This is a genomic window from Micromonospora sp. NBC_00421, assembly GCF_036017915.1.
In the GTDB taxonomy this organism is placed as follows: domain Bacteria; phylum Actinomycetota; class Actinomycetes; order Mycobacteriales; family Micromonosporaceae; genus Micromonospora.
In genome coordinates, this window is the sequence record NZ_CP107929.1 from 3,193,349 (window position 1) to 3,220,094 (window position 26,746).

The 26,746-nt window shown below is 75.5% G+C and carries 12 protein-coding genes and 1 pseudogene; 7 read left to right on the forward strand and 6 right to left on the reverse strand.

Features of this window, described 5'->3' with window-relative positions; all coding sequences use genetic code 11:
* The first annotated feature begins 107 nt into the window (after positions 1 to 107).
* Positions 108 to 866 (forward strand): thioesterase II family protein, encoded by a 759-nt coding sequence (locus tag OHQ87_RS13145; RefSeq protein WP_328348256.1) that lies wholly within the window; start codon positions 108 to 110, stop codon positions 864 to 866.
* A gap of 70 nt (positions 867 to 936) precedes the next feature.
* On the opposite strand, the gene OHQ87_RS13150 is transcribed toward OHQ87_RS13145, so the two are convergent.
* From OHQ87_RS13150 to OHQ87_RS13160, 3 genes are read right to left on the reverse strand one after another with little or no spacing between them, the layout of a single operon-like run.
* Positions 937 to 1,824: an SAM-dependent methyltransferase gene (locus tag OHQ87_RS13150; RefSeq protein ID WP_328348258.1), complete on the reverse strand. Its 888-nt coding sequence runs from the start codon at positions 1,822 to 1,824 to the stop codon at positions 937 to 939.
* Positions 1,825 to 1,851: 27 nt separating this feature from the next.
* On the reverse strand, positions 1,852 to 3,471 hold the full coding sequence (mhpA, locus tag OHQ87_RS13155) for a bifunctional 3-(3-hydroxy-phenyl)propionate/3-hydroxycinnamic acid hydroxylase MhpA (RefSeq protein ID WP_328348260.1): 1,620 nt from the start codon (positions 3,469 to 3,471) through the stop codon (positions 1,852 to 1,854).
* 34 nt (positions 3,472 to 3,505) lie between these two features.
* Entirely contained in the window at positions 3,506 to 18,289 is a 14,784-nt protein-coding gene (locus OHQ87_RS13160) for an SDR family NAD(P)-dependent oxidoreductase (RefSeq protein ID WP_328348261.1), read from the reverse strand.
* A gap of 192 nt (positions 18,290 to 18,481) precedes the next feature.
* On the opposite strand from OHQ87_RS13160, the gene OHQ87_RS13165 reads away from it, so the two are divergent.
* Together OHQ87_RS13165 and OHQ87_RS13170 are read left to right on the forward strand one after the other, a co-directional pair.
* Positions 18,482 to 19,306, forward strand: coding sequence for a hypothetical protein (locus OHQ87_RS13165; RefSeq protein ID WP_328348262.1), 825 nt, complete (start codon positions 18,482 to 18,484; stop codon positions 19,304 to 19,306).
* On the forward strand, positions 19,303 to 20,340 hold the full coding sequence (locus tag OHQ87_RS13170) for a 3-dehydroquinate synthase family protein (protein ID WP_328348263.1): 1,038 nt from the start codon (positions 19,303 to 19,305) through the stop codon (positions 20,338 to 20,340). The genes OHQ87_RS13165 and OHQ87_RS13170 overlap by 4 nt, the downstream gene beginning before the upstream one ends.
* A gap of 157 nt (positions 20,341 to 20,497) precedes the next feature.
* Here OHQ87_RS13170 and OHQ87_RS13175 read toward each other — a convergent pair whose 3' ends face one another.
* The 3 genes from OHQ87_RS13175 to OHQ87_RS13185 are packed head-to-tail and all read right to left on the reverse strand — an operon-like array spanning position 20,498 to position 23,506.
* Complete coding sequence (locus OHQ87_RS13175; RefSeq protein ID WP_328348265.1) at positions 20,498 to 21,193, reverse strand: HAD-IA family hydrolase; 696 nt, start codon at positions 21,191 to 21,193, stop codon at positions 20,498 to 20,500.
* A 31-nt stretch (positions 21,194 to 21,224) separates the two neighbouring features.
* Complete coding sequence (locus OHQ87_RS13180; protein ID WP_328348266.1) at positions 21,225 to 22,346, reverse strand: Gfo/Idh/MocA family protein; 1,122 nt, start codon at positions 22,344 to 22,346, stop codon at positions 21,225 to 21,227.
* A complete protein-coding gene (locus OHQ87_RS13185; RefSeq protein WP_328348268.1) occupies positions 22,343 to 23,506 on the reverse strand; it encodes a DegT/DnrJ/EryC1/StrS family aminotransferase in 1,164 nt (387 codons plus the stop codon). The genes OHQ87_RS13180 and OHQ87_RS13185 overlap by 4 nt, the downstream gene beginning before the upstream one ends.
* A gap of 522 nt (positions 23,507 to 24,028) precedes the next feature.
* Here OHQ87_RS13185 and OHQ87_RS13190 point away from each other — a divergent pair.
* The 4 genes and pseudogenes from OHQ87_RS13190 (at position 24,029) to OHQ87_RS13205 (ending at position 26,700) form a co-directional block, all read left to right on the forward strand.
* Positions 24,029 to 24,460: a type II 3-dehydroquinate dehydratase gene (locus tag OHQ87_RS13190; protein WP_328348269.1), complete on the forward strand. Its 432-nt coding sequence runs from the start codon at positions 24,029 to 24,031 to the stop codon at positions 24,458 to 24,460.
* A gap of 66 nt (positions 24,461 to 24,526) precedes the next feature.
* The gene (locus OHQ87_RS13195) at positions 24,527 to 24,883 is read left to right on the forward strand and encodes a DoxX family protein (protein WP_328348270.1); all 357 of its coding nucleotides are present in this window, start codon (positions 24,527 to 24,529) and stop codon (positions 24,881 to 24,883) included.
* 8 nt (positions 24,884 to 24,891) lie between these two features.
* Positions 24,892 to 25,800, forward strand: a pseudogene (locus tag OHQ87_RS13200) (ROK family protein); the annotation flags it as partial.
* Positions 25,801 to 25,878: 78 nt separating this feature from the next.
* Positions 25,879 to 26,700 (forward strand): shikimate dehydrogenase family protein, encoded by an 822-nt coding sequence (locus OHQ87_RS13205; RefSeq protein WP_328348833.1) that lies wholly within the window; start codon positions 25,879 to 25,881, stop codon positions 26,698 to 26,700.
* Positions 26,701 to 26,746: the final 46 nt, after the last annotated feature.

Here is a 26,746-nt window from a genome sequence, read left to right on the forward strand (position 1 = left end):
GGTACGGCCGGTCCGCTAGGGGTGGCCCACCTCCGGCGGCGCGGATAGCGTCCGGTGGAGTGGCCGGGTCGCCCGGGCCCCATCGCTGGGAAGGACCGCGCAGAGATATGACCGAGCACGACAACGGCCTGTGGGTACGCCGGTTCCACCCGGCTCCGGCCGGTACGCCCCGGCTGGTGTGCCTGCCGCACGCCGGCGGGTCCGCGAGCTTCTACTTCCCGGTCTCCCGGGCGCTGTCGCCGGCCGTGGAGGTCCTCAGCATCCAGTACCCGGGGCGGCAGGACCGCCGCCACGAGCCGTGCGTCGACAACATCCCGGAGCTGGCCCGGCAGGTCTTCCGGGTGCTGCGGCCCTGGATCGACGAGCCGTTGGCGATCTTCGGACACAGCATGGGCGCGAGCCTCGGCTTCGAGGTGGCGCGGCTGATGGAGGCGGAGACCGGCAGGCCGGTTACGCGCCTGTTCGCGTCGGGACGACGGGCGCCGTCCTGCCACCGGGACGAGACGGTGCACCTGCTCGACGACGAGGGCCTGCTCGCCGACGTGGAGAAGCTGAGCGGCACGAACGTGGCGACGCTCGGCGACCCCGACATGCTCCGGGCCGCGCTGCCGGCCATCCGCAACGACTACCGGGCGGCGGAGAAGTACGAATACACCCCCGGGCCGAAGCTGTCCTGCCCGGTGACGGTGTTCACCGGCGACGACGACCCGAAGACCACTGTCGACGAGGCCAGGGTGTGGCAGGAGCACACCACCGGGCCGTTCGACATGCACGTCTTCCCCGGCGGGCACTTCTTCCTGACCCCGCACCAGCCGGCGATCCTGCGTACCCTCTCGGCGACGCTGACCCGGACGGCGGTCGGCTGACCGGAGCTGCCCCGACGCACGTCGTGGCCCTCACCACCGGGTGTCCCCGGACGGTGAGGGCCACGTCGTGTCACGGCTTGTGGGCGACGGCGATGACGTAGTCGAGCAGGGCGATCTCCTTCTTGATCAGGTTCTCGTCGCGCCAGTGGTTCGCCATCCCCTTGACGGCGCTGCGCTCGGCGGCGGCCTGGAACGCCGGGTCGTCGGGCCGGGCGGCCTGGAACCGTCGCCATCCTTCCCAGGTGCGGTCCTGGATCGACTGCACGTCAGGATTGACGAACCCGGCCGCGGTGAGCTGCTCGGCGTAGACACTCCGGTCGTGCCAGTTCTCGTCCGGGATGCTGAACTTGACGAAGCTCAGCGGCCCGGAGCTGATGGACATCCGGGGGGTCCCGCCGTTGAGCGGGATGATGTCGGCGGTGGCGAGGGTGCCGCCGGGCTTGAGCACCCGGAACGCCTCGGCAAAGAAGGCGCTGCGCGGATAGAAGTGGAAGGCCGACTCGAGCGCGACGACCCGGTCGAAGGTGTCGTCCGGGAAGGGCAACTCGGTGGCGGTGCCGAGCTGGAAGTCGGTCTGCCCGGTCAGGCCCTCGCGCCGGGCACGGTCACGTGCGTGCTCGACGTGCCGGGGGGTGACGTTGATCCCGTGCACCTTCGCCACCCGGCGGTCGCGCAGCCAGGCGAAGTCCTGGTCACCGTAGCCGAAGCCGACGTCGAGGAGGGTGTCGTCGGGCTTGAACCCGGCGGCGTCGGCGAGTTTCCCGGCCAGCGCCTCGCCGGCCACGTCCAGGCTGGTCACGCCCTCCTCCCAGTAGCCGACGTTCATGTACCGGCTGCTGCGGGCGGCGAACTCCACGTCCGGGGACTGGATCTCGTAGAAGCGGCGGACCCGGGTCACCGGATCCTTGGTGGCCAGGGTGCGGATCACCCGGCCGAGGGTGCGGAGGTTCTCCAACATGTCTGCTCCTTCAGCAGCGGGGAATGGTCAGGGGTGCAGGGCCCGAGCGGAGACCTGGCGACGCAGGTCGTCCACGAGGGCGGCCGGGCCGGCCGGGCCGGCCGCCACGCCGAAGACGTAGAAGTCGGGTCGGACCAGCACGGCGTCGGCGTTCGCGTCGGCCAGCCAGGCCAGGTGGACGCCGTCGAGGTCGACGACGTCGATCGGCGCGGTGGGGTCGTCGACGGCGGGGGTGCCGCCGCCGGGGGCGGAAGGGGTGGTGTCGGTGTGGTCGGCGGTGCGCACGGTGACCCGGTGGGCACCGAGGGTGTGAAGGAACGCGGTGGCGTCCGGGTCGAGCGTGGCCGGACCTCGGGTGAGCAGGACGAATCCGGTGCCGACCACCTCGTCGAAGCGTCCGGTCCGGCCGCCGACGGCCACCCGACCCTGCACGGCGGGGGCGCCGGCGAAGGGGGCGGGGCTGCCGTCCGGGTTGCGGTGCAGTACGCCGTCGACGATCGCCTCACGCAGCGAGCGGGCGTGCCGCTGCTGGGTACGCCGACGCAGCGCGGCCAGCATCACCGCGTCCCGACCGGCGGCCTTCTTCTGGTCCGTCTCGCAGATCACGGTGCCGGAGTCGATGGACATCCGGATGGCGTGCTGCACGTGGGCCCGTCGCTCCGTCTCGTACGTGTCGAGCAGGGACTCGTCGGCGACGCCCCGGTGCACCAGGTCCAGCTTCCAGGCGAGGTTGACCACGGCCCGGAAGCCGGAGCTCATGCCCTGGCCGAGGAAGGGGGGCATGACGTGGGCGGCGTCGCCGGCCAGGAACACCCGCCCGGAGCGCCAGGTGTCGGCGTAGCAGGCCTGGGTGGTGTAGACGCCGTAGCGGTCCAGCCGGGCGGTGTCCGGGGTGATGTCGAACAGACCCAGCAGCCGCCAGGCGCTCGCCTCGCTGCGGAACTCCTCCAGGCTCTCCCCCGGCACCCGCATGAACTCCCACCGGCGGTGGTCGGGGCCCGCGGAGACGGCGGTGCGCGGCCGGGCCGGGTCGCAGATCTGGAGGTTGTTGGGCTTGAACTCGTGCGGCTCGTTGAGCACCACGTCGCAGACCAGCCAGTCGTAGCCGAAGCCCAGGTCGGTGACTGTGGTGCCGAGCCAGCGGCGGACGAAGCTGTTCGCGCCGTCGCAGCCGAGCACCCAGGAGGCGGTGAAGGTGTGCTCCGCGCCGTCGCCGTCGACGGCGGTCACGTCGACCCGGTCGCCGTGGTCGGTCAGGTCGGTGACCTCCAGCCCTCGGTGCACCTCGACACCGGGCAGGGCCCGCCCCCGTTCGGCGAGGCGGTCCTCCAGACCCGGCTGGTAGAAGGAGATGGAGTCCGGCCAGCCGGTGGGGCCGTCCTCGGCCACCTTGGCGTGCAGCAGCGTCCGGCCGAACCCGTTCTTCCAGGTGTACTCGCCGGACAGCTCGGTGACGGCGTCGAGGCGGTCGCCGAGGCCGCAGGCGGCGAGGATCCGGCTGGCCTCGCCGTCGTAGGACACCGCACGGGGCATGCTGTACGGGGTCGGCCACTTCTCCACCACGCGCACGGTGAATCCGCGCTGGGCGAGCAGGATCGCCGCCACCTGGCCCACCGGGCCGTAGCCCACGATCAGTACGTCGGTCATCGCCGTTCCTCGTGTGTCCGCGTCGGGCCGGGCATCAGAGCCCGAGTTCCGTGTCGATCAGGCTGAAGATCTCGTCGTCACTGGCCTGGTCGAGGTCCAGGTCGTGGTCGGTGGTGGAGGCGCCGCGCATGGTCCGCCACTTGGCGACCAGCACCTCCAGCCGGGCCGTGACCTGGATGTGCAGGTCGGCCCCGACTGTCGTCTCGACGAGGGTGCGTTCCAGGTTCTCCAGCTCGGTGAGGATGGCCGCGGTGGCCTCCGCGTCGTCGGGGACGAGCCGGGAGCGCAGGAACGCGGCGAGCGCTGTGGGTTCCGGGTAGTCGAAGACCGCCGTCGCCGGCAGTCGCTCGCCGGTCACCTCGGTCAGCCGGTTACGCAGCTCCACGGCGGTCAGCGAGTCGAAGCCGATCTCGTTGAACGCCTGCTCCGGCCGGATCGCGTCGGGGCTGGCGTGGCCGAGCACCGCCGCCGCCTCGGCCCGGACCAGGTCGAGCAGGAACGCGGACCGCTGGGTCGCGGTGAGCGCGCGCAACCGTCCGGCGAGGTCCTGACCACCGGCGACCGCCGTGGCCCGGGAACGGGGTCGCTCCCGCCGCACCAGGCCGCGCATCAGCGCCGGCACCACGGCCCGGCCGGCGAGGGCGGTCACGTCGACCCGGGTGGGCACCAGGTGTTCCTCGTCGGTGGCCAGACCGGCGTCGAACAGGGCCATGCCGAGGTCGGTGGGGATGGCCAGCTGACCGTCCCGGGCGGTGATCCGGGGGTCGGTGCGGTCCAGCCCTCCGGTCATCGCGCTGGCCTGCTCCCACAGCCCCCACGCGTACGACTGGGCGGGCAGGCCGGCGCCGCGCCGGTGCCGGGCCAGGGCGTCCAGGTACGCGTTGGCGGCGGCGTAGTTGCCCTGCCCGGGCACACCGAAGACACCGGCGCCGGAGGAGAAGAGCACGAACCCGGCGAGGTCGAGGTGGCGGGTCAGCTCGTCGAGGTGCCGGGCGGCGTCCACCTTGGGTCGGAAGACGGTGTCGATCCGGTCGGGGGTGAGCGCGGTGACCACCCCGTCGTCGAGCACCCCGGCGGCGTGCACCACGGCGGTGAGTGGGTGCGCGTCGGGCACCCCGGCGACGAGTCGGGCGACCTCGGTCCGGTCGGCGACGTCGGCGGTGGCCACGCTGACCGTGGCGCCGAGGGCGGTCAGCTCGCCGGTCAGCTCGGCCACGCCTGGGGCATCCGGGCCACTACGGCTGGCCAGCAACAGGTGCCGCACCCCGTGCCCGGTGACCAGGCGGCGGGCGACCAGCCCACCGAGCAGGCCGGTGCCACCGGTGAGCAGCACGGTGCCGTCCGGGTCCCACCTGGCGGGCATGGTGAGCACCACCTTGCCGACGTGTCGGGCCTGGCTGACGTACCGGAACGCGTCGGGGGCCTGGCGGACGTCCCAGGCGCTGACCGGCAGCGGACGCAGGGTGCCGTCGGTGAAGAGGGCCATCAGGGTGATCAGCATCCGCTGGATCTCGTCGGGATGCACAGTGGTCAGGTCGTACGCCTGGTAGGCGACGCCGGGGTGGTCGACGGCGACCCGGCCCGGATCGCGCAGGTCGGCCTTGCCCATCTCCAGGAACCGCCCGCCGCGCGGCAGCAGCCGCAGCGACGCGTCGACGAACTCGCGGGCCAGGGCGTCGAGCACCACGTCGACTCCGCGTCCGCCGGTGGCGGCGCGGAACCGCGCCTCGAAGTCGAGCGTGCGGGACGAGGCGAGGTGGTCCCCGGGGATGCCCATGGCCCGCAGCGCCGGCCACTTGCCGGGGCTGGCGGTGGCGTAGACGTCGGCGCCGAGGTGGGTGGCGATCTGGACGGCGGCCATGCCCACGCCACCGGCGGCGGCGTGCACGAGCACGGATTCGCCGGCCCGCAGCCCGGCCAGGTCGACCAGACCCCGGTACGCGGTGAGGAAGACCACCGGCACGGACGCGGCCTGGGCGAAGGTCCACCCGTCGGGCATCGGGGCCAGCAGCCGGCGGTCGGTGACCGCGACCGGTCCGAAGCAGCCGAGGAAGACCCCGAGCACCCGGTCACCGGGGCGCAGGTCGGTCACGGCCGCCCCGACCTCGGTGACCACGCCGGCAGCCTCGCCACCGGGCGGGCCGGGATCGCCTGGGTAGAGGCCGCGCGCGTTGAGCACGTCCCGGAAGTTCAGTCCGGCGGCGCGGACCCGGACGCGCACCTCCCCCGGACCGAGCGGGACGTCGGCCGCGTCGGTGGGCACCAGCGTCAGCTGTTCCAGGCTCCCCCGGGTCGGCACGTCGAGCCGCCACGCCGGGGCGGCCGGCGGGGTGAGTGTGGCCGCGTCGGCGCGGCGGGCCAGGCGCGGGGCGTACGGGGTGCCGTCCCGCCACGCCACCTGCGGCTCGCCGGTGGCGAGCACGGCGGCGAGCTGCCCGGCGTCCGGTGTGACGTCGGAGTCGAGCAGGACGAACCGGTCGGGGTGCTCGGACTGGGCGGAGCGGACCAGCCCCCAGGCGGTGGCCGCGTCCGGGTCGTCGACCTCGGCGGGACCGTGCACGCCGACGGCGCCCCGGGTGAGCAGGACCAGCGGGATGCCCACCCAGCGGGCGTCGGCGAGCCATGCCTGCACCGACGCGAGGGCCTCGGCGGCGACGAGCCGGGCCCGGTCGCCGGTCGCAGCGACGGCGGTGGCGCGCCGGCCGCCCGCCGTCGGCTCGGGCCAGCCCGGCGCGGCGAGCACGACGTCCGGCGTGGGTGCCCCGGCGTCGACCGACCGGGCGAGCGCGGCCGGGTCGGCGTGGTACGGGAACCCGCCGACGGACCGGCCGAGCGCGACCACCCGGGCCGGGGTGACGGGTTCGGGCACGGCCAGCGGCTGCCAGCCGAGCCGGAACAGCGCGTCGTCGACGGCCGCGTCCCGCGCGCCCAGTTCGGCGCGGGAGATGGGACGCATGGTCAGCGAGGCGACCTCGGCCACCGGGGCACCGGCCGCGTCGACGGCGGCCAGGGTGAAGGCGTGCGCGGCCACCCGGCGCAGCCGGACCCGCAGCGTGCCGGCCCCGGCGACGTGCAGGGTGACCCCGTTCCAGGCGAACGGCAGCAGTATGCGGTCGGCTCCGGCGTCGGCGAGTCCGCCCAAGTGCGCGGCGTGCAGCGCGGCGTCGAGCAGCGCGGGGTGCAGGCCGTACCGGTCGGCGTCGACGCGCGGACCGGCGGGCAGTTCCACCTCGGCGTGGACCTCGTCGCCGGTGGTCCAGACCGCCCGCAGACCCTGGAACGCCGGTCCGTACGCGTAGCCGTCGTCGGCCAGGCGGGCGTAGAAGCCGGTCAGGTCGACCGGGCGGGCGTCGCGCGGGGGCCAGGCGGGGAACTCCGGCGACGGCGTGCTCTCCCCGGCGGAGAGGGTGGCGGTGGCGTGCCGGGTCCACGGTGCCCCGGCCGGGCCGTCGGCGGGACGGGAGTGCAGGGTCACCGGGCGGCGGCCGTCCTCGCCGGGCGGGCCGACGGCCACCTGCACCTGGTTCGCCCCGTCGGCCGTGAGGGCGAGCGGGGCCTCGATGACCAGCTCGTCGAGGGTGGGGCAGCCGACCTCGTCACCGGCGCGCAGGCACAGCTCGACCAGGCCGGTACCGGGCACCAGCACCGTCCCGCCGACCGTGTGGTCGGCCAGCCACGGCTGGTCGGCGACGCAGAGCCGGCCGGTGAACAGGTGGCCGCGCGCCTCGGCCAGCGGCACGGACGCGCCGAGCATCGGGTGGTCGGCGGCGGCCAGGCCGACCGCGCCGACGTCGCCGCGTCCGGTCACCGGCCGGGGCCAGTAGCGGCGGTGGGCGAAGGCGTACGTGGGCAGGTCCACCCGCCGCCCGCCGGCCAGGGCCGGACGCCAGTCGACCGGGACGCCGCGCACGTGCAACTGGGCCAGGGAGAGCAGGAAGCGGTCCAGGCCGCCCTGGTCACGCTGGACCGACCCGACCGTCACCGCCCCGACATCGCCCTCGTCGTCGGAGAGGATCGGTTCGATGCCGACGGTGAGCACCGGGTGCGGGCTGCACTCGACGTACGTGTCGTGGCCCTCGGCGGCCAGCGCGCGGACCGCCCGCTCCAGCTCGACCGGCTGGCGCAGGTTGCGGTACCAGTACCCGGGGTCCATCTCCGGGCCGTCGAGCCAGCGCAGGTCGGTGGTGGAGTACAGCGGTACGGCGGCCGGGCCGGGCGTGATCCCCGCCAGTGCCCCGGCCAACTCGTCGCGGATCCGCTCCACCTGGGCGGAGTGGGAGGCGTAGTCGACCGCGATCCGGCGGACCCGGACCTGCTCGGCGGCGAGTTCGGCGAGGAGGTCCTCGACGGCCGTCTCCTCGCCGGAGACCACCACGGCGGCCGGACCGTTGACGGCGGCCACGGCGACCCGGTCGCCGAAGCGGCCGATCCGTTCCCGGACCACGTCGGCGGCGAGCGCCACCGAGGCCATCGCCCCCTGCCCGGCCAGCGTGCGGAGGGCGCGGCTGCGCAGCGCCACCACCCGGGCGGCGTCGGGCAGGGAGAGCACCCCGGCGACGCACGCGGCGGCGATCTCGCCCTGCGAGTGGCCGACCACGGCGGCGGGTTGGACGCCGTACGAGCGCCACAGCTCGGCCAGGGAGACCATCACCGCGAACAGGACGGGCTGCACCACGTCGACCCGCTCCAGGCCGGGCGCGCCGGGAACCCGACGCAGCACGTCCAGCAGGGACCAGTCCAGGTGCGGCCGCAGCGCGGCGTCGCAGGCGGACAGTCGCTCGGCGAAGACGGGGGCCTGGTCCAGCAGGTCCAGGGCCATGCCGTCCCACTGGGAGCCCTGCCCGGGGAAGACGAACACGCACCGGCGGTCCGGGCCGGCGTCGCCGCGCACCAGTTCGGGCGCGGAGCGGCCGTCGGCGAGCGCGTCGAGCACGGCGGCGATCCGGTCGGGATCGGTGCCGACGAGCACCGCCCGGGTGTCGAAGGTGGCCCGGGTGGTGGCGAGCGACCAGGCCATGTCGAGCGGACGCTGGTCGGGCCGCCCGGCGAGGTGGGCGCGCAGCCGCCGGGCCTGGCCAGCCAGTGCCTCGGGGGTACGCGCGGAGAGCAGCCACGGCAGGGCCGGCGCGTCGCGGGGCAGGTCGACGGCCGGCGGGTCGGCGGGTGCCCCGGCGGCCGGCACGTCGGCGGGTGCCCCGGCGGCCGGCTCGGTCCCGGGCACCGCCTCGACGATGACGTGCGCGTTGGTGCCGCTGATGCCGAACGAGGAGACGCCGGCCCGCGCCGGCCGGTCGGTACGGGGCCAGGGGCGGGTCTCGGTGAGCAGGTCGACCGACCCGGCGGCCCAGTCGACGCGGGAGGTGCGCTGTTCGGCGTGCAGGGTACGGGGCAGCAGGCCGTGCCGCATGGCGAGGACGACCTTCAGCACCCCGGCGACACCGGCGGCGGCCTGGGTGTGCCCGAGGTTGGACTTCACCGAGCCGAGCAGCAGGGGCGGGACGTCGGCCGGGCGCTGCCCGTACGTGGCGAGGATCGCCTCGGCTTCGATCGGGTCGCCGAGCGGGGTGCCGGTGCCGTGCGCCTCGACCACGTCCACGTCGGCCGGGGTGAGCCCGGCGGCGCCGAGCGCGGCCCGGATGACGCGTTCCTGGGAGGGCCCGTTCGGGGCGGTGAGCCCGTTGGACGCGCCGTCGGAGTTGACCGCCGTGCCGCGCACCAGGGCGAGCACGGGGTGGCCCCGCCGCCGGGCGTCGGAGAGCCGCTCCACGACGAGCATCCCGACGCCCTCGGACATGCCGAACCCGTCGGCGGACTCGGCGAACGCCTTGCACCGACCGTCGGCGGCGAGGCCGCGCTGACGGCTGAACCCGGTCAGACCGGCCGGAGTGGACAGCACCGACACACCACCGGCCAGCGCCAGGTCGCAGTCCCCCTGCCGCAGGGCCTGCACCGCCAGGTGCAGCGCCACCAGCGACGACGAACACGCCGTGTCCACGGTCACCGCCGGGCCCTCCAGCCCGAGCGCGTACGCCACCCGCCCGGAGAGGACGCTGCCGGCGGTGCCGGTGAGCAGATGTCCTTCGTCGGCGGTGGTCTCCCCGTCGTCGGAGGAGACTCCGGGGGCGATGTGGTCGGCGTAGTCCTGGCCGTGGGTGCCGGCGAAGACGCCGGTGCGGCTGCCGCGCAGTGTGCCGGGATCGATGGCGGCGTGTTCCAGGGCCTCCCAGGAGGCCTCCAGCAGCAGCCGGTGCTGCGGATCCATGGCGAGGGCCTCGCGGGGGCTGATGCCGAAGAACGCGGCGTCGAAGTCGGCGACGCCGGTGAGGAAGCCACCGGCGCGCACGTACGTCCGGCCGGGGGTGCCAGGGACGGGGTCGTACAGTTCGCCCAGCGGCCAGCCCCGGTCGGTAGGTAGGTCACCGACGACGTCGTCACCGGCGTCGAGCAGCCGCCACAGTTCCTCCGGGGAGCCGATGCCGCCGGGGAACCGGCAGGCCATGGCGACGATCGCCACCGGCTCGTCGAGGGCGACGGTGGTGGCGTCGGCGACCTCGGTGGCCGCGGTGCCGAGCAGCCGGGCGTGCAGGTGCGCGGCGAGCAGTTCCGGGGTGGGGTGGTTGAACACCGCGTGCGGGGCGAGCCGGACCCCGGTGACGGCGGAGAGCCGGTTGCTCAGCTCCACCGCCGTCAGCGAGTCGAAGCCGAGTTCCTTGAACGGGCGGTTCGGCTCGACGGCGGTGGGGTCGGTGTGCCCGATGACGGTGGCGCACCGGCTGCGGACCAGGTCCAGCAGCAGGGCGGCCCGTTCGGGCTCGGCGAGGCCGGCGAGGCGGTCGGCGAACCCGGCACCGGTGCGCGGGGCGGGGTCGGCGTTGACCGCCCGGCGGGGCGGCGGGGGCAGCAGCGCCCAGAGCAGGGCGGGCACCTCCCCTGAGGCGCGCACGGCGGCCAGGTCCAACCCGATCGGCACCAGGGTCGCCCGGTCGGCGGCCAGGGCGTCGTCGAAGAGGGCCAGGCCGGCGGCGGTGTCGAGCGGACGGGTGCCGCCACGGGCGAGGCGGGCCAGGTCGGCGGCGCCGAGGCGGCCGGCCATGCCGTCCTGCTCGGCCCAGAGTCCCCAGGCCAGCGCGGTGCCCGGCCGTCCGTGGGCGCGCCGGTGCGCGGCGAGCGCGTCGAGGAACGCGTTGCCGGCGGCGTAGTTGCCCTGGCCGGGACTGCCGAACACCGCCGAGGCGGAGGAGAAGAGCACGAACGCGGCGAGGTCGAGGCCGGCGGTCAGCTCGTGCAGGTGCCACGCGCCGTGCACCTTGGCCCGCAGGGCGTTGGACCACCGGACCGGGTCGAGGTCGGTCAGCAGCGCGTCGTCGGTGACGCCGGCGGCGTGCACGACGGCGACGAGCCGGTCCGCCAGCGGGGTGAGGACCGTTTCGAGGGCCGCGCGGTCGGCGACGTCGACGGCGACCACCCGTACGCTCACCCCGGTCTCGGCGAGCGCGTCCGTCCAGGGGGCCGGCCGACCGGTCCGGCTGAGCAGGACCAGTTCGGTGACGCCGTGCGCGGTGGCGAGGTGGGTGGCGACGTGCCGGCCGACACCACCGGTGCCACCGGTGACCAGCACCGTCCCGCCGGCGAGCATCGGCGGCGGGGTGCCGGGGTCGGGGTCGGCGGGGCGCAGCCGGGGCACCAGGGCCCGGCCGGCGCGCACGGCCACCTCCTGCTCGTCGACGGCGGCGGCCAGCGCCGCCCGGACGGTGGCGTCGTCGGTGGCGTCGAGACTGAGCAGCAGGAACCGGCCGGGGTGTTCGGCGCGGGCGACCCGGAGCAGCCCCACGACCGGCGCGTGCACCGGGTCGCCGTCACGGACCGCCACCGCGAGCCGGGTGGTCTCGGCGCGCGGGTCGTCGAGCCAGCTCCGGAGGACGCCGAGCAGTTCGAGGCCGACGGCGTGGGCCCGGTCGGGCACCGACACGTCGGGGCCGCCGTCGCCGACACGGAGCACGAGCAGCGGGGGCAGCGGTCCGGTCGGCGGGGTGCCGTCGGCGACGGTCCACGTGGGGACCGGCGTCGCCGGGGTCGCGGCCGGCAGCCAGTCGACCGTGTACAGGCCGGCGGGGTCGGTGTCGGCGGCCGGGGCCGCCACGTCGGCGGGCGGCACCGCCACCTCACGCAGGACGACGCGTTCCACGTCGAGCACCGGGGCCCCGGCGTCGTCGACGGCGCTGAGCGTCACCGCGTCGGCCCCGGCGCGGCCGAGGCTGACCCGCAGCGCGTGCGCGCCGGTGGCGTGCCGGCGGACACCCGTCCAGTCGGTGGTCACCGTCCGCCGGCCGTCGCCGGGGTGCGGGGCGAAGCCGGCGAGCGGGAGCAGGCGCAGGGCGGCGTCGAGCACCTGCGGGTGCACCCCGTACCGCTCGGCGTCGGCGTCGGCGGTGTCCTCGGGCAGGCGCACGTCGACGAGCAGCCGGTCCCCCGCGACCCAGGCGGCCCGGGCCAGGTCACCGGCGAGCATGCGGTGTGCGTCGACGGTCAGGTCCACCGGTCGGGCCCCGGCGGGCGGCCACGACGACCCGGCCGCGGTCGGGACGGCGGTCGGGTCGGCCGGGACGAGCAACGCCTCGGCCACCTCCCGCCAGGACTGGCCGGGTCCGCCGCGCACGTGGCAGCGGGCGGTACGGTGCCCGTCGGAGTCAGGGCCGGCGACCTCGACCTGCACGTCGACGGTCAGGTCGACCGGGAACGGGACCGGCTCGGGTACGTGCAGCCGCGCCACGGTGGGCACGCCGAGCTGCTCGCCGAGATGGGTCAGCACGTCCAGCAGTGCGGTGGCGGGCAGCAACGGTGCGCCCTCGGCGGTGGTCGGACCGGGCTGGCCGGCGGTGACCCGGCCGGTGCCGACCACCTGGCCGGTGCCGGCGACCGGCAGCACGCCGTCGAGGAGCGGGTGTCCGGCGTCGACGAGGCGGCCGGAGCCGGGACCGTCGGAGGGCAGCCAGTAGTGCCGGCGCTGGAAGGCGTAGGTGGGCAGGTCGACCCGGCCGTGCGGGCCCGGGCCGGTGACCGCGGCCCGGTCCACCCCCACGCCGCGTACGTGCAGTCGGGCGACGGCGGTGAGCAGCGCCTCCGGTTCCGGTGTACCGGTGCGCAGGGTGGGGACGAACGCCAACTGGTCGCCGGCGTCGGCGAGGCAGTCCTGGGCCGTGGCGGTGAGCACCCCGGCCGGTCCGACCTCGAGGAACGTGGTGACGCCGTGCCGGTGCAGGGCGCGCACCCCGTCGAGGAAGCGGACGGTGCCCCGGACGTGGTCGACCCAGTAGTCGGCGGAGCAGAGCCGCGCCGGGTCGACCAGCTCGCCGGTCAGGTTCGACACCACCGGCAGGCGGGGGGCGCGGTAGGTCAGGCCGGCGGCCACCTCGCGGAACGCGTCGAGCATCGGCTCCATGCGCGGCGAGTGGAAGGCGTGCGACACCCGCAGCCGGCTGGTCCGGCGGCCGGCGGCGCGCAGGGTCGCCGCGACGGCCAGTACGGCGTCGGTGTCCCCGGAGAGCACCACGCTGGTGGGGCCGTTGACGGCGGCCAGACCGACCCGTTCGGTGAGGTGGGCGGCCACCTCGTCCTCGGCCGCCTCGACGGCGACCATCGCACCCCCGGTGGGGAGCTGCTGCATGAGCCGGGCCCGCGAGGCGACCAGGGCGGCCGCGTCGACGAGCGGGAACACCCCGGCCACATGGGCGGCGGCCAGTTCACCGACGGAGTGGCCGAGCAGCAGGTCGGGACGGACGCCCCAGGACTCGACGAGCCGGTACAGCGCCACCTCGACGGCGAACAGCGCCGGCTGGGTGTAGAGAGTCTGGTCGAGCAGGGCGGCGCGCTCGTCCCCGTCGGGGGCGCAGACCACGTCGGCGACCGGGTGCGGGGCCTCCCCCGCCAGGTGCCTGTCGAGTTCGGTGCAGGCGGCGTCGAACGCCTCGGCGAAGACGGGGTACGCGGCGCGCAGCCCGGCGCCCATCCCGGGCCGCTGGCCGCCCTGACCGCCGAAGAGCACGGCGAGCAGCCCGTCGTCGACCCGGCCGGTGAGGACGGTGGGCAGGTCGGCGTCCCCCCGGGTGAGCGCGGTCAGCCCGGTCCGGGCCCCGGCCGGGTCGGAGACCAGCAGGACGGCCCGGTGGTCCAGCGCGGCCCGGGTGGTGGCCAGGGCGTGCGCGACGTCGCCCGGGTCGGCGTCCACCCCGGGGCCGTCGCACCAACCGAGCAGGCGGGCGGCCTGGTCCCGCAGACCCTCCCGACTGGCGGCGGAGAGCAGCCAGGGCACTGTCGTCCCGGTGCGGACCCCGGCCGGCTGCGGCGCGGCGGGGTCGGGCCGGGTGTCCGGGGCGGCGGGTTCGGGGGCCTCGACGATGACGTGGGCGTTCGTGCCGCTGATGCCGAACGACGAGACGCCGGCCCGGCGGGGTCGGTCGACCGCCGGCCACGGGCGGGCCTCGGTGAGCAGTTCCACCGCCCCGGCCGTCCAGTCCACCTCGGCGGTCGGCGCGTCCACGTGCAGGGTGCGGGGCAGCGTCCCGTGCCGCATCGCGAGGACCATCTTCATCACCCCGGCCGCCCCGGCGGCGGCCTGGGTGTGCCCGAGGTTGGACTTCAGCGAGCCGAGCAGCAGCGGCCGGTCGGCGGGACGGTCCTGCCCGTACGCGGCGAGCAGCGCCTGTGCCTCGATCGGGTCGCCGAGGCGGGTGCCGGTGCCGTGCGCCTCGACGGCGTCCACGTCGGCCGGGCGCAGGCCGGCGGCGGTCAGCGCCCGCCGGATCACCCGTTCCTGGGCGGGTCCGTTGGGCGCGGTGAGCCCGTTGGACGCGCCGTCGGAGTTTACCGCCGTCGCCCGCAGCACGGCGAGGACCGGGTGCCCGTTGCGTCGGGCGTCGGAGAGCCGTTCCAGCAGCAGGACGGCCACGCCCTCGGACCAGCCGGTGCCGTCGGCGGCCTCGGCGAACGCCTTGCACCGCCCGTCCGGGGCGAGACCGCGCTGGCGGCTGAACTCGACGAACGCCTGCGGGGTGCCCATCACCGCCACCCCGCCGGCCACGGCGAGGGAGCAGTCCCCGGCGCGCAGCGCCTGCGCGGCGAGGTGCAGTGCCACCAGCGAGGACGAGCAGGCGGTGTCGACTGTCACCGCCGGGCCCTCCAGCCCGAGCGTGTACGCGACGCGGCCGGAGACGACACTGCCGGCGGTGCCGACGCCCAGGTAGCCCTCGACGCCGGGCGGTGCCTGGCGCAGGTTAGCGGCGTAGTCATGGTGCATGACGCCGGTGAAGACCCCGGTGGCGCTGCCCCGCAGCGTGGTCGGGTCGATGCCCGCGCGCTCGAACAGCTCCCACGAGCTCTCCAGCAGCAGCCGCTGCTGGGGGTCCATGGCCAGCGCCTCGCGGGGACTGATCGCGAACAGGGTGGCGTCGAAGTCGGCCGCGTCGGCGAGGAAGCCCCCGACCCGCGCGTACGAGGTGCCCGGCTGGTCCGGGTCGTCGGAGAAGAGGTGGGCGAGGTCCCAGCCCCGGTCGGTGGGGAACCCGGTCAGTCCCTCCCGGCCCTGTTCGAGCAGCTCCCACAGTTCCTCGGGCGCGGTGACGCCGCCCGGGAGCCGGCAGGCCATGGCGACGATCGCCACCGGCTCGTCGGTGGATGACGGCGGGGCCGCCTCGTTCGCGGCCACCGGGGCGGCGCCGCGTAGCCGGGCGGCCAGGTGCCGGGCGAGCGCCTCCGGCGTCGGGTGGTCGAAGGCGGCCGTGGCCGAGAGCCGGGCCCCGGTCTCCCGGGCCAGCCGGTCGCGCAGGGCGACCGCGCCGACCGAGGTGAACCCGAGTTCCTTGAAGGCCCGCCCGGGGCGGACCGCCGCCGGACCGGGCATTCCGGCGACCTCGGCGGTGGCTGTCCGGACCAGGTCAAGCAGGAGCCGGTCGCCCTCGGCGGCGGTCAGCACGGCCAGCCGGCGGCGCAGCGCGCCGGCCGCGGCGACGGTGTCGCCCGCCGGCCGGCTGGGTTCCCGCCAGGCGGCATGGTCGGCGGCGGGCCGGGCGAGCAGGACGAGGTCGGCACCGTCGTGGGCGATGTCGAAGGCGTCGAGGTCGCGGCGGAGGTCCACGACCGCCGGGGTGGGGCCCCGGGTGACGGTGCCGGCCAGCCGGGCGGGGAGCCCGGCCGCGCGCCGTCGGGCGAGCAGGGCGTGCAGGGCGCCGACGACGGCGGCTGCCCGGTGGCCGCCGGCCGTCCCGAGCAGCGGCTCGGTCGGCACGAGCACGGTGAAGGCGGTGACGTCGGCGTGCCGGGTCCGCCGGTGCAGCCCTTCGGCGAGGGCGAGCAGCCGCCCCGCCTGGTCGTCGGCGTCGTCGTCGGGGCGGTCCCGACCCGGACGGGCGTCCGGGTCGGCGACGTCGGCGGTGAGGTCGTCGCCGGTGAGGCAGAGAACGGCCGCCCCGATCTCCTCGTCCCCGAGCGACGCGGCAGGGTCGGCGACGGGCCCGGGAGCCAGCGGGGTGGCCTCGGCGCCGGCGGCGGTGAGCTCCGCCGCCAGGGCGGCCAGGGCGGGGGCGTCCGCCGGGCCGGTGGGGAGCAGTCGCAGCCGCCGGACGCCGTGGGCGGTGACCAGGTGCCGGGCCAGCGCCGCCCCGAGCGGGGTGCCCGCGCCGGCCAGCACGACCGGTTCGGCGAGGGTGGCCGCGCGCCCCGAGGCCGGGACGGGTACCGGTCCGAGGTGCGCGTGGCGGACCTCACCGGACCGCAGGGCGACCTGGGCGGCACCCGTGGCCACGGCCACCGGCAGCAGGGCGGCCGGGTGGGCGTCGGTGTCCCGGTCGACCAGCACGATCCGGCCCGGATGAGCGGCCTGCAGACCCCGGGCCACCGTCCAGGTCGCGACGGCTGTCGGGGCGAGGTCGGGGTCGTCGGCCCGGTCCGGGGTGGAGGCGTCCACCGCCCCGCTGGTCAGCAGCACCAGCCGGGTGCGGGTGTAACAGTCGTCGGAGAGCCAGTCGCCCAGCCGGTCGGCGAGTGCCACCGGGTCCGCGTCCGCCGACCCGACCGGCAGGACCACCACGTCCGGCACCTGCTCGCTGTCGCGCAGGGCGGCCAGGTCGGGATGGAACCGGAGGCGGTCCGGGTCCGCCGCCGCGTCGAGCGCGTCGTCGGTGCCGACGACAGCCCAGTTCCGGTCCGGCACCGGCACGCCGGCCAGGTCCAGGGGAGTCCAGCCGATCCGGACCAGTTCGTCGTGGTGACTGCCGTTGACCGCGCGGAGCCGGGCCGGCTGGTCGGGCAGCAGCCGACGGGTGACCTTGCCGGAGGCCGTGCGCGGCACGGCAGCGATCTCGTACAGCTCCTGCGGGACCTTGTGATAGGCCAGCCGTTCGCGGCAGGCGGCCAGGGCGGCCCGGGGCGCGAAGCCCTCCGGTCCGGCGACGACGTACGCCACCGGTACGTCGCCGAGCACCTCGTGCGGCCGACCGGTGACCGCGACGTCGGCGACGCCGGGGACGGTGCGCAGCACCTCCTCCACCTCGGCCGGGTGGATCTTCTCGCCACCCCGGATGATCAGCTCCCGGTGCCGGCCGGTGACGAAGAGGTTGCCGGCGTCGTCCCGGCGCGCCAGGTCACCTGTGCGGTACCAGCCGTCGCGCAGCACCGCGTCGGTGTCGGTGGGCCGGCCGTGGTAGCCGAGCATGACGCTCGGTCCCCGTACCCACACCTCGCCCTCCACCCCGGCGGGGACGTCCCGGCCGGTCTCGGGGTCGACCAGCCGGACGTCGACGCCGGGCACCGGACGCCCGCAGGACCCCTCGACCCGGGGTTCGTCCGGGCGGGTGACGGCGATCGAGCCGCAGGTCTCGGTGCTGCCGTACGCGTCGAGCAGCGGCGCGTCGAAGACCTCCTCGAACGCCCGACGCAGCGGGCCGGTGGTGATCGCACCGCCGACCAGGCACACGCGCAGTGCGGGGGCCCGGAAACCGGTGTCCCGGGCGGCGGCGACCAGGTGGTGGTACATGGCCGGCACCCCGGCCAGCACCGTGGCCTCGTCCTGCTCGACCGCGCGCAGGACGTCCTCGGCGGAGAACCCGTCGACGAGCCGGGCGGTCGCGCCGACCGCGGTCACGCTGAGCACGCAGCCGATGTGGGAGAGGCTGTGGAACAGCGGCAACGGCCAGACCACCCGGTCCTCGGAGGTCAGACCGGGGATCGGCACGTAGCAGGAGGCGACGGACCAGAGGCAGGTGCGCTGGGTGGAGAGCACGCCCTTGGGCCGGCCGGTGGTGCCCGAGGTGTACAGCATCCAGGCGACCTCGTCGAGGCCGAGGTCGTCGCGGGCGTCCACGGCCGGCTCGGCGTCGGCACGTTCGGACCAGGCGGCGACGCCGTCGGGGAACGGACCGGTGCCGGTGACCCACACCCGCAGGTCGGGGCGGTCCCGGCGCAGCCGGAGCAGCTGGTCGAGGTGCTGCGGGTCGGTGACCACCAGTACCGCGCCGGAGTCGTCCAGCAGGTGGGCCAGCTCGGCGTCCGTGCTGCGCGGGTTCACCGGTACGCCGACCGCCGCCGCGCGCGTGACGGCCAGCCACGTCTCCACGGTCTCGACCCGGTTGCCCAGGCAGAAGGCGACCCGGTCGCCCCGGGCCACCCCGGTCGCGGCCAGGTGCCCGGCCAGGCGGCGGGTCCGCTCGGCGAGCGCGGCGTAGCCGACCGACCGGTACTCGTCGCGGAACGCGACCCTGTCCCCCAGCCGGGCGGCGTGGGCCCTCAGCAAGTCGGGCAACGGCTGGATCAGGTCGCTCCGAAGCATGTCGCCACATCCGTCCCTCGCCGTAACGGCCCAAGTCTTCCCAGCGACCTTCCGGTGACCTACCCCTGTCACCCCCTAAAGTCGTCCCCAGATCCCCAGGTGGAGGCGATGACCAGGGGCGTCGTGAGCCGATGATGGGGTGGCCCGGGGGCCGTCGCACCCGTCCCGGTCCCGCCCCGCCCACCAGTCGAGGTGCCGTCGTTGGAACGCTCCTGGATGTTCGCCCACCTCGCCGTACCCGGCGGGGGGCGTCCGGACGCCCGCGCGGCCGAGCTGGTCGGCACCGTCGTGGCGGGACTGGTCGCCGCCGTGCGCGCCGCCGACCCGCGGTCCCGCTGGTTCTACGACCGGCTCGGCTCCCCCGCCGGCCCGCGCCTACGCGTCGGTCTGCACGCCAGCGCCACCGCCCTCGACGCGGCCCGGCGGCGGCTGGGTGACGCGCCGACGGCCCTCGCCCCGGACCCGTACGCCGTCCGGGACGCCGCCCGCGGCGGGCCGCTGGCGCAGGCGGGCAGCGAGGTGGCCCTGACCCTGCTGGGAGGGGATGTGCCCAGGCTGACCGGCATGGAGCTGCCGCTGGCCGTTGCCCACCTGCGGCACCTGTGCGACCTCATGCCGGTGGCCGACCGGCCGGCCTTCCTCTTCCTGCACTGGCAGGACCGCAGCCGGTCGCTGACCGGCGCGCACCGTTGCGAACTCGCCGCCCAGGCGGACACCGGGGCGGAGAAGATCGCCCTGGCCGCCGGGGACCTGCCGTCGACCGGTCCGGTCGCGGCGGCCTGGCGGTCCTACCTGGACCGGGTGACCGAGGTGATGGGCGAAGACCACCAGACGGCACCGCGCGGTTTCCTACTGGCGGCGCACGCCCAGCTCACCCACGAGCGGTGGGGCATCGACGCCGCCGTCGACTCGCTGGCCGCGATGGCGCTCCGGCTGGCCCTGCTGCGGGACCGTCCCCCACCGTCCGCGCCGCCCGTCCCCACCGCCGCCTCGACGAGGAGAACCACCGCCGTATGAACCCCACCCGCGCCGACGGTCCCGACCCGACCGCCACCCGCGTCGACGTCGTCCTCGGCGACCGGAGCTACCCGGTGCTCGTCGGCCCGGGGATCCGCCACCAGCTGCCGGAGGAGGTGGCGCGCATCGGTGCGCGCCGGGTCGTGGTGGTCTCCGCCCGGCCACCGGAGTGGACCCCGGATCCTGGGGTGCCGCACCGCGTCGTGCCGGCCCGCGACGGCGAGCACGACAAGACGCTGTCCACAGTGGAACACCTGTGCCGGGCGTTCGCCGACTTCGGCCTGACCCGCGCGGACGCGGTGGTCTCCTGCGGTGGCGGCACCACGACCGACGTGGTCGGGCTGGCCGCCGGCCTCTACCACAGGGGGATCTCGGTGATCCACCTGCCGACCTCGCTGCTGGCCCAGGTGGACGCCAGCGTCGGCGGCAAGACCGCGGTGAACCTTCCCGAGGGCAAGAACCTGGTCGGCGTCTACTGGCAGCCCAGGGCGGTGCTCTGCGACACCGAGCAGCTCGACACCCTGCCCGCCGTGGAGTGGCGCAACGGCTACGGGGAGATCGCCCGGGCCCACTTCATCGGGGCCGGGGAGCTGCGCGACCGCCCGGTGACCGAGCAGATCACCGCGTGCGTGGCGCTCAAGGCGCGGGTGGTGGCCGCCGACGAGCGCGACGCCGGCCCGCGGCACATCCTGAACTACGGCCACACCCTGGGCCACGCGTTGGAACGCGCCACCGACTTCCTGCTGCGCCACGGTGAGGCGGTCGGAATCGGCACGGTGTTCGCCGGTCGGCTGGCCGGCCTGCTGGGCCGGATCCCGGTGGAGCGGGTCGACGAGCACCACGAGGTGGTCGCCGGCTACGGCCTCGACACCGGCCTGCCCGCCGGGGTGGACCACGACGGCCTGCTGGCGTTCATGCGGCGGGACAAGAAGTCCACCTCGGGCCTGTCCTTCGTCCTCGACGGGCCGACCGGTCCGGAACTGGTCGCCGACGTCGACGAGGCCGCCGTCCGGGCCGCCCTCGCCACCATGTGACGCCCCGGCGCTCCCGGCCCGCGAGCGCAGGCCCGGGTGGTCGCATCCCCGGCACGGTGCGGTCGGCGGCCCGGCCCGGCGCGGGCCGCCTGCTACCGCTTGCTGACGGGCAAGAGCCTCCTGCGACCCGACCGGAACCCGCCGGGCGAGCTGGTGGTCAGGCGGCGGGCACGGCCGGGCAGTGGGCGAGCAGTTCCTCCGGCTTGCGCGCGACCAGGTCGGGGGCGGCGGCCAGCAGGTCCTCGACGTCCCCGCCGTGCCAGGTGGTGGCGACCGTCGTCACCCCGGCGTCCCGGCCGCTGGTCAGGTCGGTGATCGCGTCACCGACCATCATCGCCTGCCGCGGGGGTACGCCGAGCAGGTCCAGTGCCCGCAGCACGATGTCCGGCGCCGGCTTCGGACGGGGCACCTCGTCCGAGCCGATCACGTGGTCGAACAGGTGGAGCACACCGAGCAGGTCGAGCAGCGAACGGGCCCGGGGGCCGCTCTTGCCGGTGGCGATCGCCATCCTGATGCCCCGCCCGGACAGCTCCTCCAGCGTCTCCCGGACTCCCGGGAAGAGCGGCACCCGGTGGGCGAGCCGGTAGCTCTCCCGGACGAAGGGCTCCTCCATCTCCAGCGGCAGCCCCATCAGCCGCATGATGTCCGGGAAGTACCGCCCCATGTGCTTGTTGTACTCCTCGAACGGCGCGGGACCCGTCCCGACCACCTCGGCGTAGGCGACGCTGAACGCCTGACGCATCACTGCCGAACTGTCGACCACGACCCCGTCGAGGTCGAAGACGACCGCCCGGATCGGGCCCGGTCGCGCCGGGACCGTGCTGGCCTCGATGGTGGACGGCGGATGGCTCATGGCTGCTCCCAGGTGGGTTCGCCGGTGGTTCTCACCGGTCGAGGGTTCCCGCCAGCGCGTACGTCGGCGCGGTGGGCCGGGCGCAGCGGTAGATCCGTTCGATGACGTCGATGGTCCGGCGGGCGTCGGCCGCCGCCCCCCGGCAGGTCTGCGCGGCGAGCAGCTCGGGCAGCACGTCGAGCTGACTGTCGTATTCGGCCCCGATGGGCTCCACGGGCAGCGGCAGGCGGACGGTCTCGCCGTCGCGGGTCCGGGTGAGGACCGGCGTCGGTTCGCGGTGGGGGCTGAACCCGAACGTGCAGTGCAGGGTCACCGAGCCCGCGATGCCGTGCACGGTGATGGTGGTACGGTCACGCGCCTCGTGCGAGGCCCAGCAGGCGTGCACACTGGCGGAGGCGCCGTCGGCGTTGAGCAGGAACGCACGGGCGGTGTCCTCGACGTCGCCACGGGCCCGGCCGGTCGCCGCGGCCGTGCCCCGCCAGGCCGCGGCGGCGTCGTCGTGGTTGACGAAGTCGTCCGAGACGCTGCCCACGGCATGGACCACCGGGGACGGGCCGAGCAGCGGCAGCACCGTGTCGAGCAGGTGCCAGCCGAGGTCGACCAGGGCTCCGCCACCGGCCAACTCCCGCCGGGTGAACCAGCCACCGGCGTCGGGCACGCCGCGCGCCCGTACCCAGGCCACGTCGACGTGGCGGATGGCACCCAGGTCGGCCGCGGCCTCGACCAGCGCCCGGACGTCCGCCCGGTAGCGGGCGGCGCTACCGGCGAGCAGCACCGCCCCGCCGGCCTCTTCGGCCTCGGCCAACTGCTCCGCCTCGGCGGAGCTGAGGCAGACCGGCTTCTCCAGGAAGACCGGTACGCCCCGGCGCAGCAACCGGGCCGCCACGCCCGCGTGCAGGTGGTTCGGCACGGCGACGACCACCAGGTCGACGGTGTCGGCGGGGACCTCGTCGACGTCGGCGTACGCGGACGGCACCCACCGGGCGGCGCGGGCCCGGTCGCGCGCCGCCGGGTCGGGGTCCACCACTGCGGTGACCTCGAAGCGCGGGTGCAGGGCGAGCCGGGGCAGCCAGATCTCCCGTCCGGCCCAGCCGAGGCCGGCCACGGCGACCCGGACCTGCCCCGGCGTCGCGGTCGACGACGGCACTGTCATTCGCCGAGGACGTCGGCGAGCACGGCGGCGATCTGGTGCATCTGCTCCTCGGTGCCGAGCAGCGTGCGGTGGTGCAGCCAGATGCAGTCGAGGTGGATCTGCTCGACGTTCGGGCACCGGGCGGCGACCTGGTCGACCGTCTCGTCCGGGGCACCGGCGAGCCAGAAGCCCTCACACCGGTAGATGGCGCGGAACGCGACGAAGGCGGGGATGCCCCGGGCGATCAGCTCGTCCACCACGACCCGGCGGCGCTTCTCACCGATGCCGGGGATCCGGAACATCGCCATGTAGTGCGGGTTGCGGTCGCCCCGCTCGTCGCGGCCCTGCGGCACCACGCCGGGGATCTGCGCGAGCAGGCTCGCCAGCAGCGGCCAACGCTGCTCGCGCAGCGCGATCTGGCTGTCCAGCCGGGACAACTGGGCCCGCAGGACGGCGGCGCTGAACTCGTTCATCCGGTAGTTCGATCCGGTGGTGCGGTGCAGGTAGTCGCGGTCGGTGCGCGGCCGGCCGCAGCTGTGCACGAGGAACGCCCGCTCGTACAGCTCCTGGTCGGGGAAGAGCACCGCGCCGCCCTCGCCTGCGGTCATCAGCTTGCCGTTCTGGAAACTGAACGCGGCCACCGAGCCCAGTTCGCCGACGCGCTTGCCCTGCCACTGCGCGCCGTGGGCGTGCGCGGCGTCCTGGAGGATCGCGGCTCCGGCGTCCGCGGCGATCTTGTCGAGGGCGTCCATGTCGGCCATCTGCCCGGCCATGTGCACCGGCATGATCACCCGGGTCCGGTCGGTGATCGCGGCGGCGACGGCCTCCGGCTGGATGCAGTACGTGTCCGGCTCCACGTCGACCGGTACGGCCACCGCGCCGAGCCGCTGCGCGGCCAGCGACGACGAGATGAACGTGAACGCCGGGACGATCACCTCGGTGCCCGGTCCGACCCCGAGCACCTCCAGGGCCACCTCAAGGGCGTGGGTGCCGTTGGTGACGGCCAGCGCGTGCGGCGTGCCGTGGTAGGCCGCGAACTCCGCTTCGAAGGTGTCGACCTCGCTGCCGCCGACCCGCCACCACTGGCCCTGCTCCAGGGCGCGGACCAGTCCGGCCCGCTCCTCGTCACCGAACTGCGGCCACTCGGGGAACTCCGGCGCGCTCGCCGACAGACCACTCATGATGTCCCACTTCCCAATCCTGGAACGGCGGTTCACTGGCCGTTCGCCGACGGCTGCGCCGCCCCGCGCCCAGGGGCACCGGGCGCCACCCGTGCCGCCCGGCGGGTTCTCGGGGCGGACGCCACCGTCGATAGCGGCGACGTGCCTGGCTCGCGGTGGACGCTAACCGACCTGACCGGCGGCTCAACTCCCCTAACGGCCCCTAACCGCCCCTAACCGCCCCTAGCCAGCATGTCTTACGGCGCCGTCCGGGCCGGCAGGGCAGTAAGGCTGCGGGGGCGACGCGAGCCGCCTCCGTGCCCGGATCGCCGACCCGCTCCCGGCCACTCGCGGGTGGGCATCGGACGGGCGGGGACCCGACCGGCCGGGCGGGTCGGCCGGTGCCCCTAGCTGCCCCTACGCACCCCTTAGTTCGCGCCGGGTGTCGCGGCCATCGGTGGTAGCCGACGCGATACTGCGGGGACCCGTCGTCCGAACCCCGTCGGGACGCCGACCGACGCCGACCGCTCCGCGAGGTGAACCGTGCCCCACGTGCTCCTGCTCAACGGCCCGAACCTGGGCATCCTCGGTCGGCGGGAGCCGGAGATCTACGGCACCGACACCCTGGCCGACATCGAGCGGGCGGTCGCCGAGGAGGTCGCGCCGCGCGACTGGCAGGTGGCCGCCGAGCAGCACGACTGCGAGGGCGCCCTGATCCGCGCGATCCAGGACAGCTACGACACGGTAGGCGCGATCGTCAATCCCGGCGCGCTGATGATCGCCGGCTGGAGCCTGCGGGACGCGCTGGCCAACTATCCCCGCCCGTGGATGGAGGTCCATCTGTCCAACGTGTGGGCGCGGGAGAGCTTCCGGCACGACTCGGTGCTCGCCCCGCTCGCCAGCGGGGTGATCGTCGGACTCGGCGCGCTGGGCTACCGCCTGGCCGCTCGGGCTCTCGTCGAGACCGTACCCTGATCGTTTCCCTCCACGGCCGTCACCAGCACGGCCGTCGTCCGTTCCGCCCGACCTGAGGACAGTCCCGTGCGTATCCCCATCATCACCCTGACCGTCATCATCGCCTCCGTCCTCATCTCCGTGGCGCTGCCGAAGCTCCTCGGCCAAGGGGAGATGCGGAAGCGGATGGCCCACATCGGCGTCTCGGCCGGCCTCACCCGGACGATCGGCGCGCTGGAGGTCGCCGGCATCGCCGGGCTGCTGCTCGGCCTGCTCTGGTGGCCGTTGGGCGTCGCCGCGGCGGTCGGGCTGACCCTGCTGCTGATCGGGGCGGCCGTCTACCACCTCCGCGCCAAGGACCCCGTTTCGATGGTGGCGGTGCCGGTGGCGTTCGCCCTGGCGGCGGCCGCGCTCGCCGTCCTGCACATCCTCCACAACAACTGACCGTCGACATGACGGGCGGGCCCGACGGCGGCGTCCTGGGGGTCGACGTCGGAGGCACGAAGGTGGCGTTGCGCGCCGAGGCGGCTGGCCGGACCGCGTACCAGTCGACCTTCACCTGGCCGCCCGGCGGCGATCCGGCCGCCGACCTGGCCGCGCTCGACGCGGCGGTGGCCGCGCTGCGCGCCGCCTGGGGACCGGTCAGCGCCGTCGGCGTGGCGATGCCCGCCATCACCGACCGGGACGGGAGGGTCCTGACCTGGCCGGGCCGGCCGAGCTGGGCCGGACTCGACCTCACCGCCGCGCTGCGGCGGCTCTTTCCCGACGTCCCGACCGCGTACGCCGACGACGGTGACCTCGCCGCGCTGGCCGAGGCGCGGAACGCCGGCCACGACGACCTGGTGTACCTGGGGGTGGGCACCGGGATCGGCGGCGGGATCGTGCTGGCCGGCCGACCCGTTCCCGCCCACGCTTCCGCCGAGGTCGGCCACCTGGCCGTCGACCTCGACGGCGACCGGTGCGACTGTGGCCGTACCGGATGCCTCCAGTCGGTCGCCTCCGGCCCGGCCACGCTGCGGCGGGCTGCTCGGGAACGCGGGGGCGAGGTCACGTTCGACCAGCTGCGGGCCGGGTTGCGGGGTCACCGGCCATGGGCGGTCGAGGCGGTCCACCGCAGTTGCGCCGCGCTGGCCGCGGCGGTGGTGAGCCTCGGCGAGCTGCTGGCCGTGCCCGTGGCGGTCGTGGGCGGCGGCTTCGCCGACGGACTGCCCGGCTTCGTCCCGCTCGTCGCGGACCTCGCCCGCCAGGCGGGACGCCCCGGACGACCGGCCCCGACGGTACGGGCCGCCGCCCTCGGCGGTCTCTCCTCGCTACACGGCGCGCTCTGGCTGGCCCGCGACCTCACGAACGGACAGGGCCCCCGGACCGACGGGACCGACAGGGCCCCCGGGACCGACAGGGCCCGACCAGGTGAGCCGCACCCGGAAGGAACGCGACCGATGGTCGTCGTCGCCGCCCCGGCGCCGACCGGGTCGGGGATCAGCGGCACCACCCGGGTGTACGCCCTGCTCGGCGACCCGATCGCGCAGGTACGCGCGCCCGGTCTGCTCAATCCGGTGCTCGCCCGACGCGGCGCCGACGCCGTGCTGGTCCCGGTGCACGTGACGGCGGCCGACCTCGAACCGGTGGTGCGCGAACTGCGGCAGATCGTGAACCTGGACGGGATGCTCGTCACCATGCCACACAAGGCGGCAGTCCTCGACCTGGCAGACCGGGTCACCGACCGTGCCCGCCTGGCCCGCAGCGCGAACGCGCTCCGCCGCGAGCCCGACGGCACCTGGACGGCCGACACCTTCGACGGTGACGGGTTCGTCCGCGCTCTGGTGGAGGCCGGCCACGATCCCCGGGGACGCCGCGTCTGCCTGGTGGGAGCGGGCGGCGCCGGAAGCGCCATAGCGGTCGCGCTGCTCGACGCCGGGACGGCCGAACTACGCCTGGTCGACACCGACCCCGGCCGGCTCGGCACCCTGCACCGGCGGTTGTCCCCGGTCTACCCGGGACGGATCGGTGCCTCGACCCACCCGCTCCTGACCGACGTCGATCTCGCGGTCAACGCCACGCCCCTGGGACTGCGTACCGATGATCCGCTGCCGTTCCCGGTGGCCGACCTGCCGGCGCACGCGGTGGTGGCCGACATCATCATGACTCCGGCGGAGACGGCGTTGCTGCGTGCGGCGACCGCCCGTGGCCTCACGGTCCAGCCCGGTCTACCGATGCTCGCCCACCAGATCGACGCCTACCTGGAGTTCTTCGGCCTCTAGCGGCATCCGGGACGGCCGGCCGCGCTGGTGGTCGAGGCGCGACCGG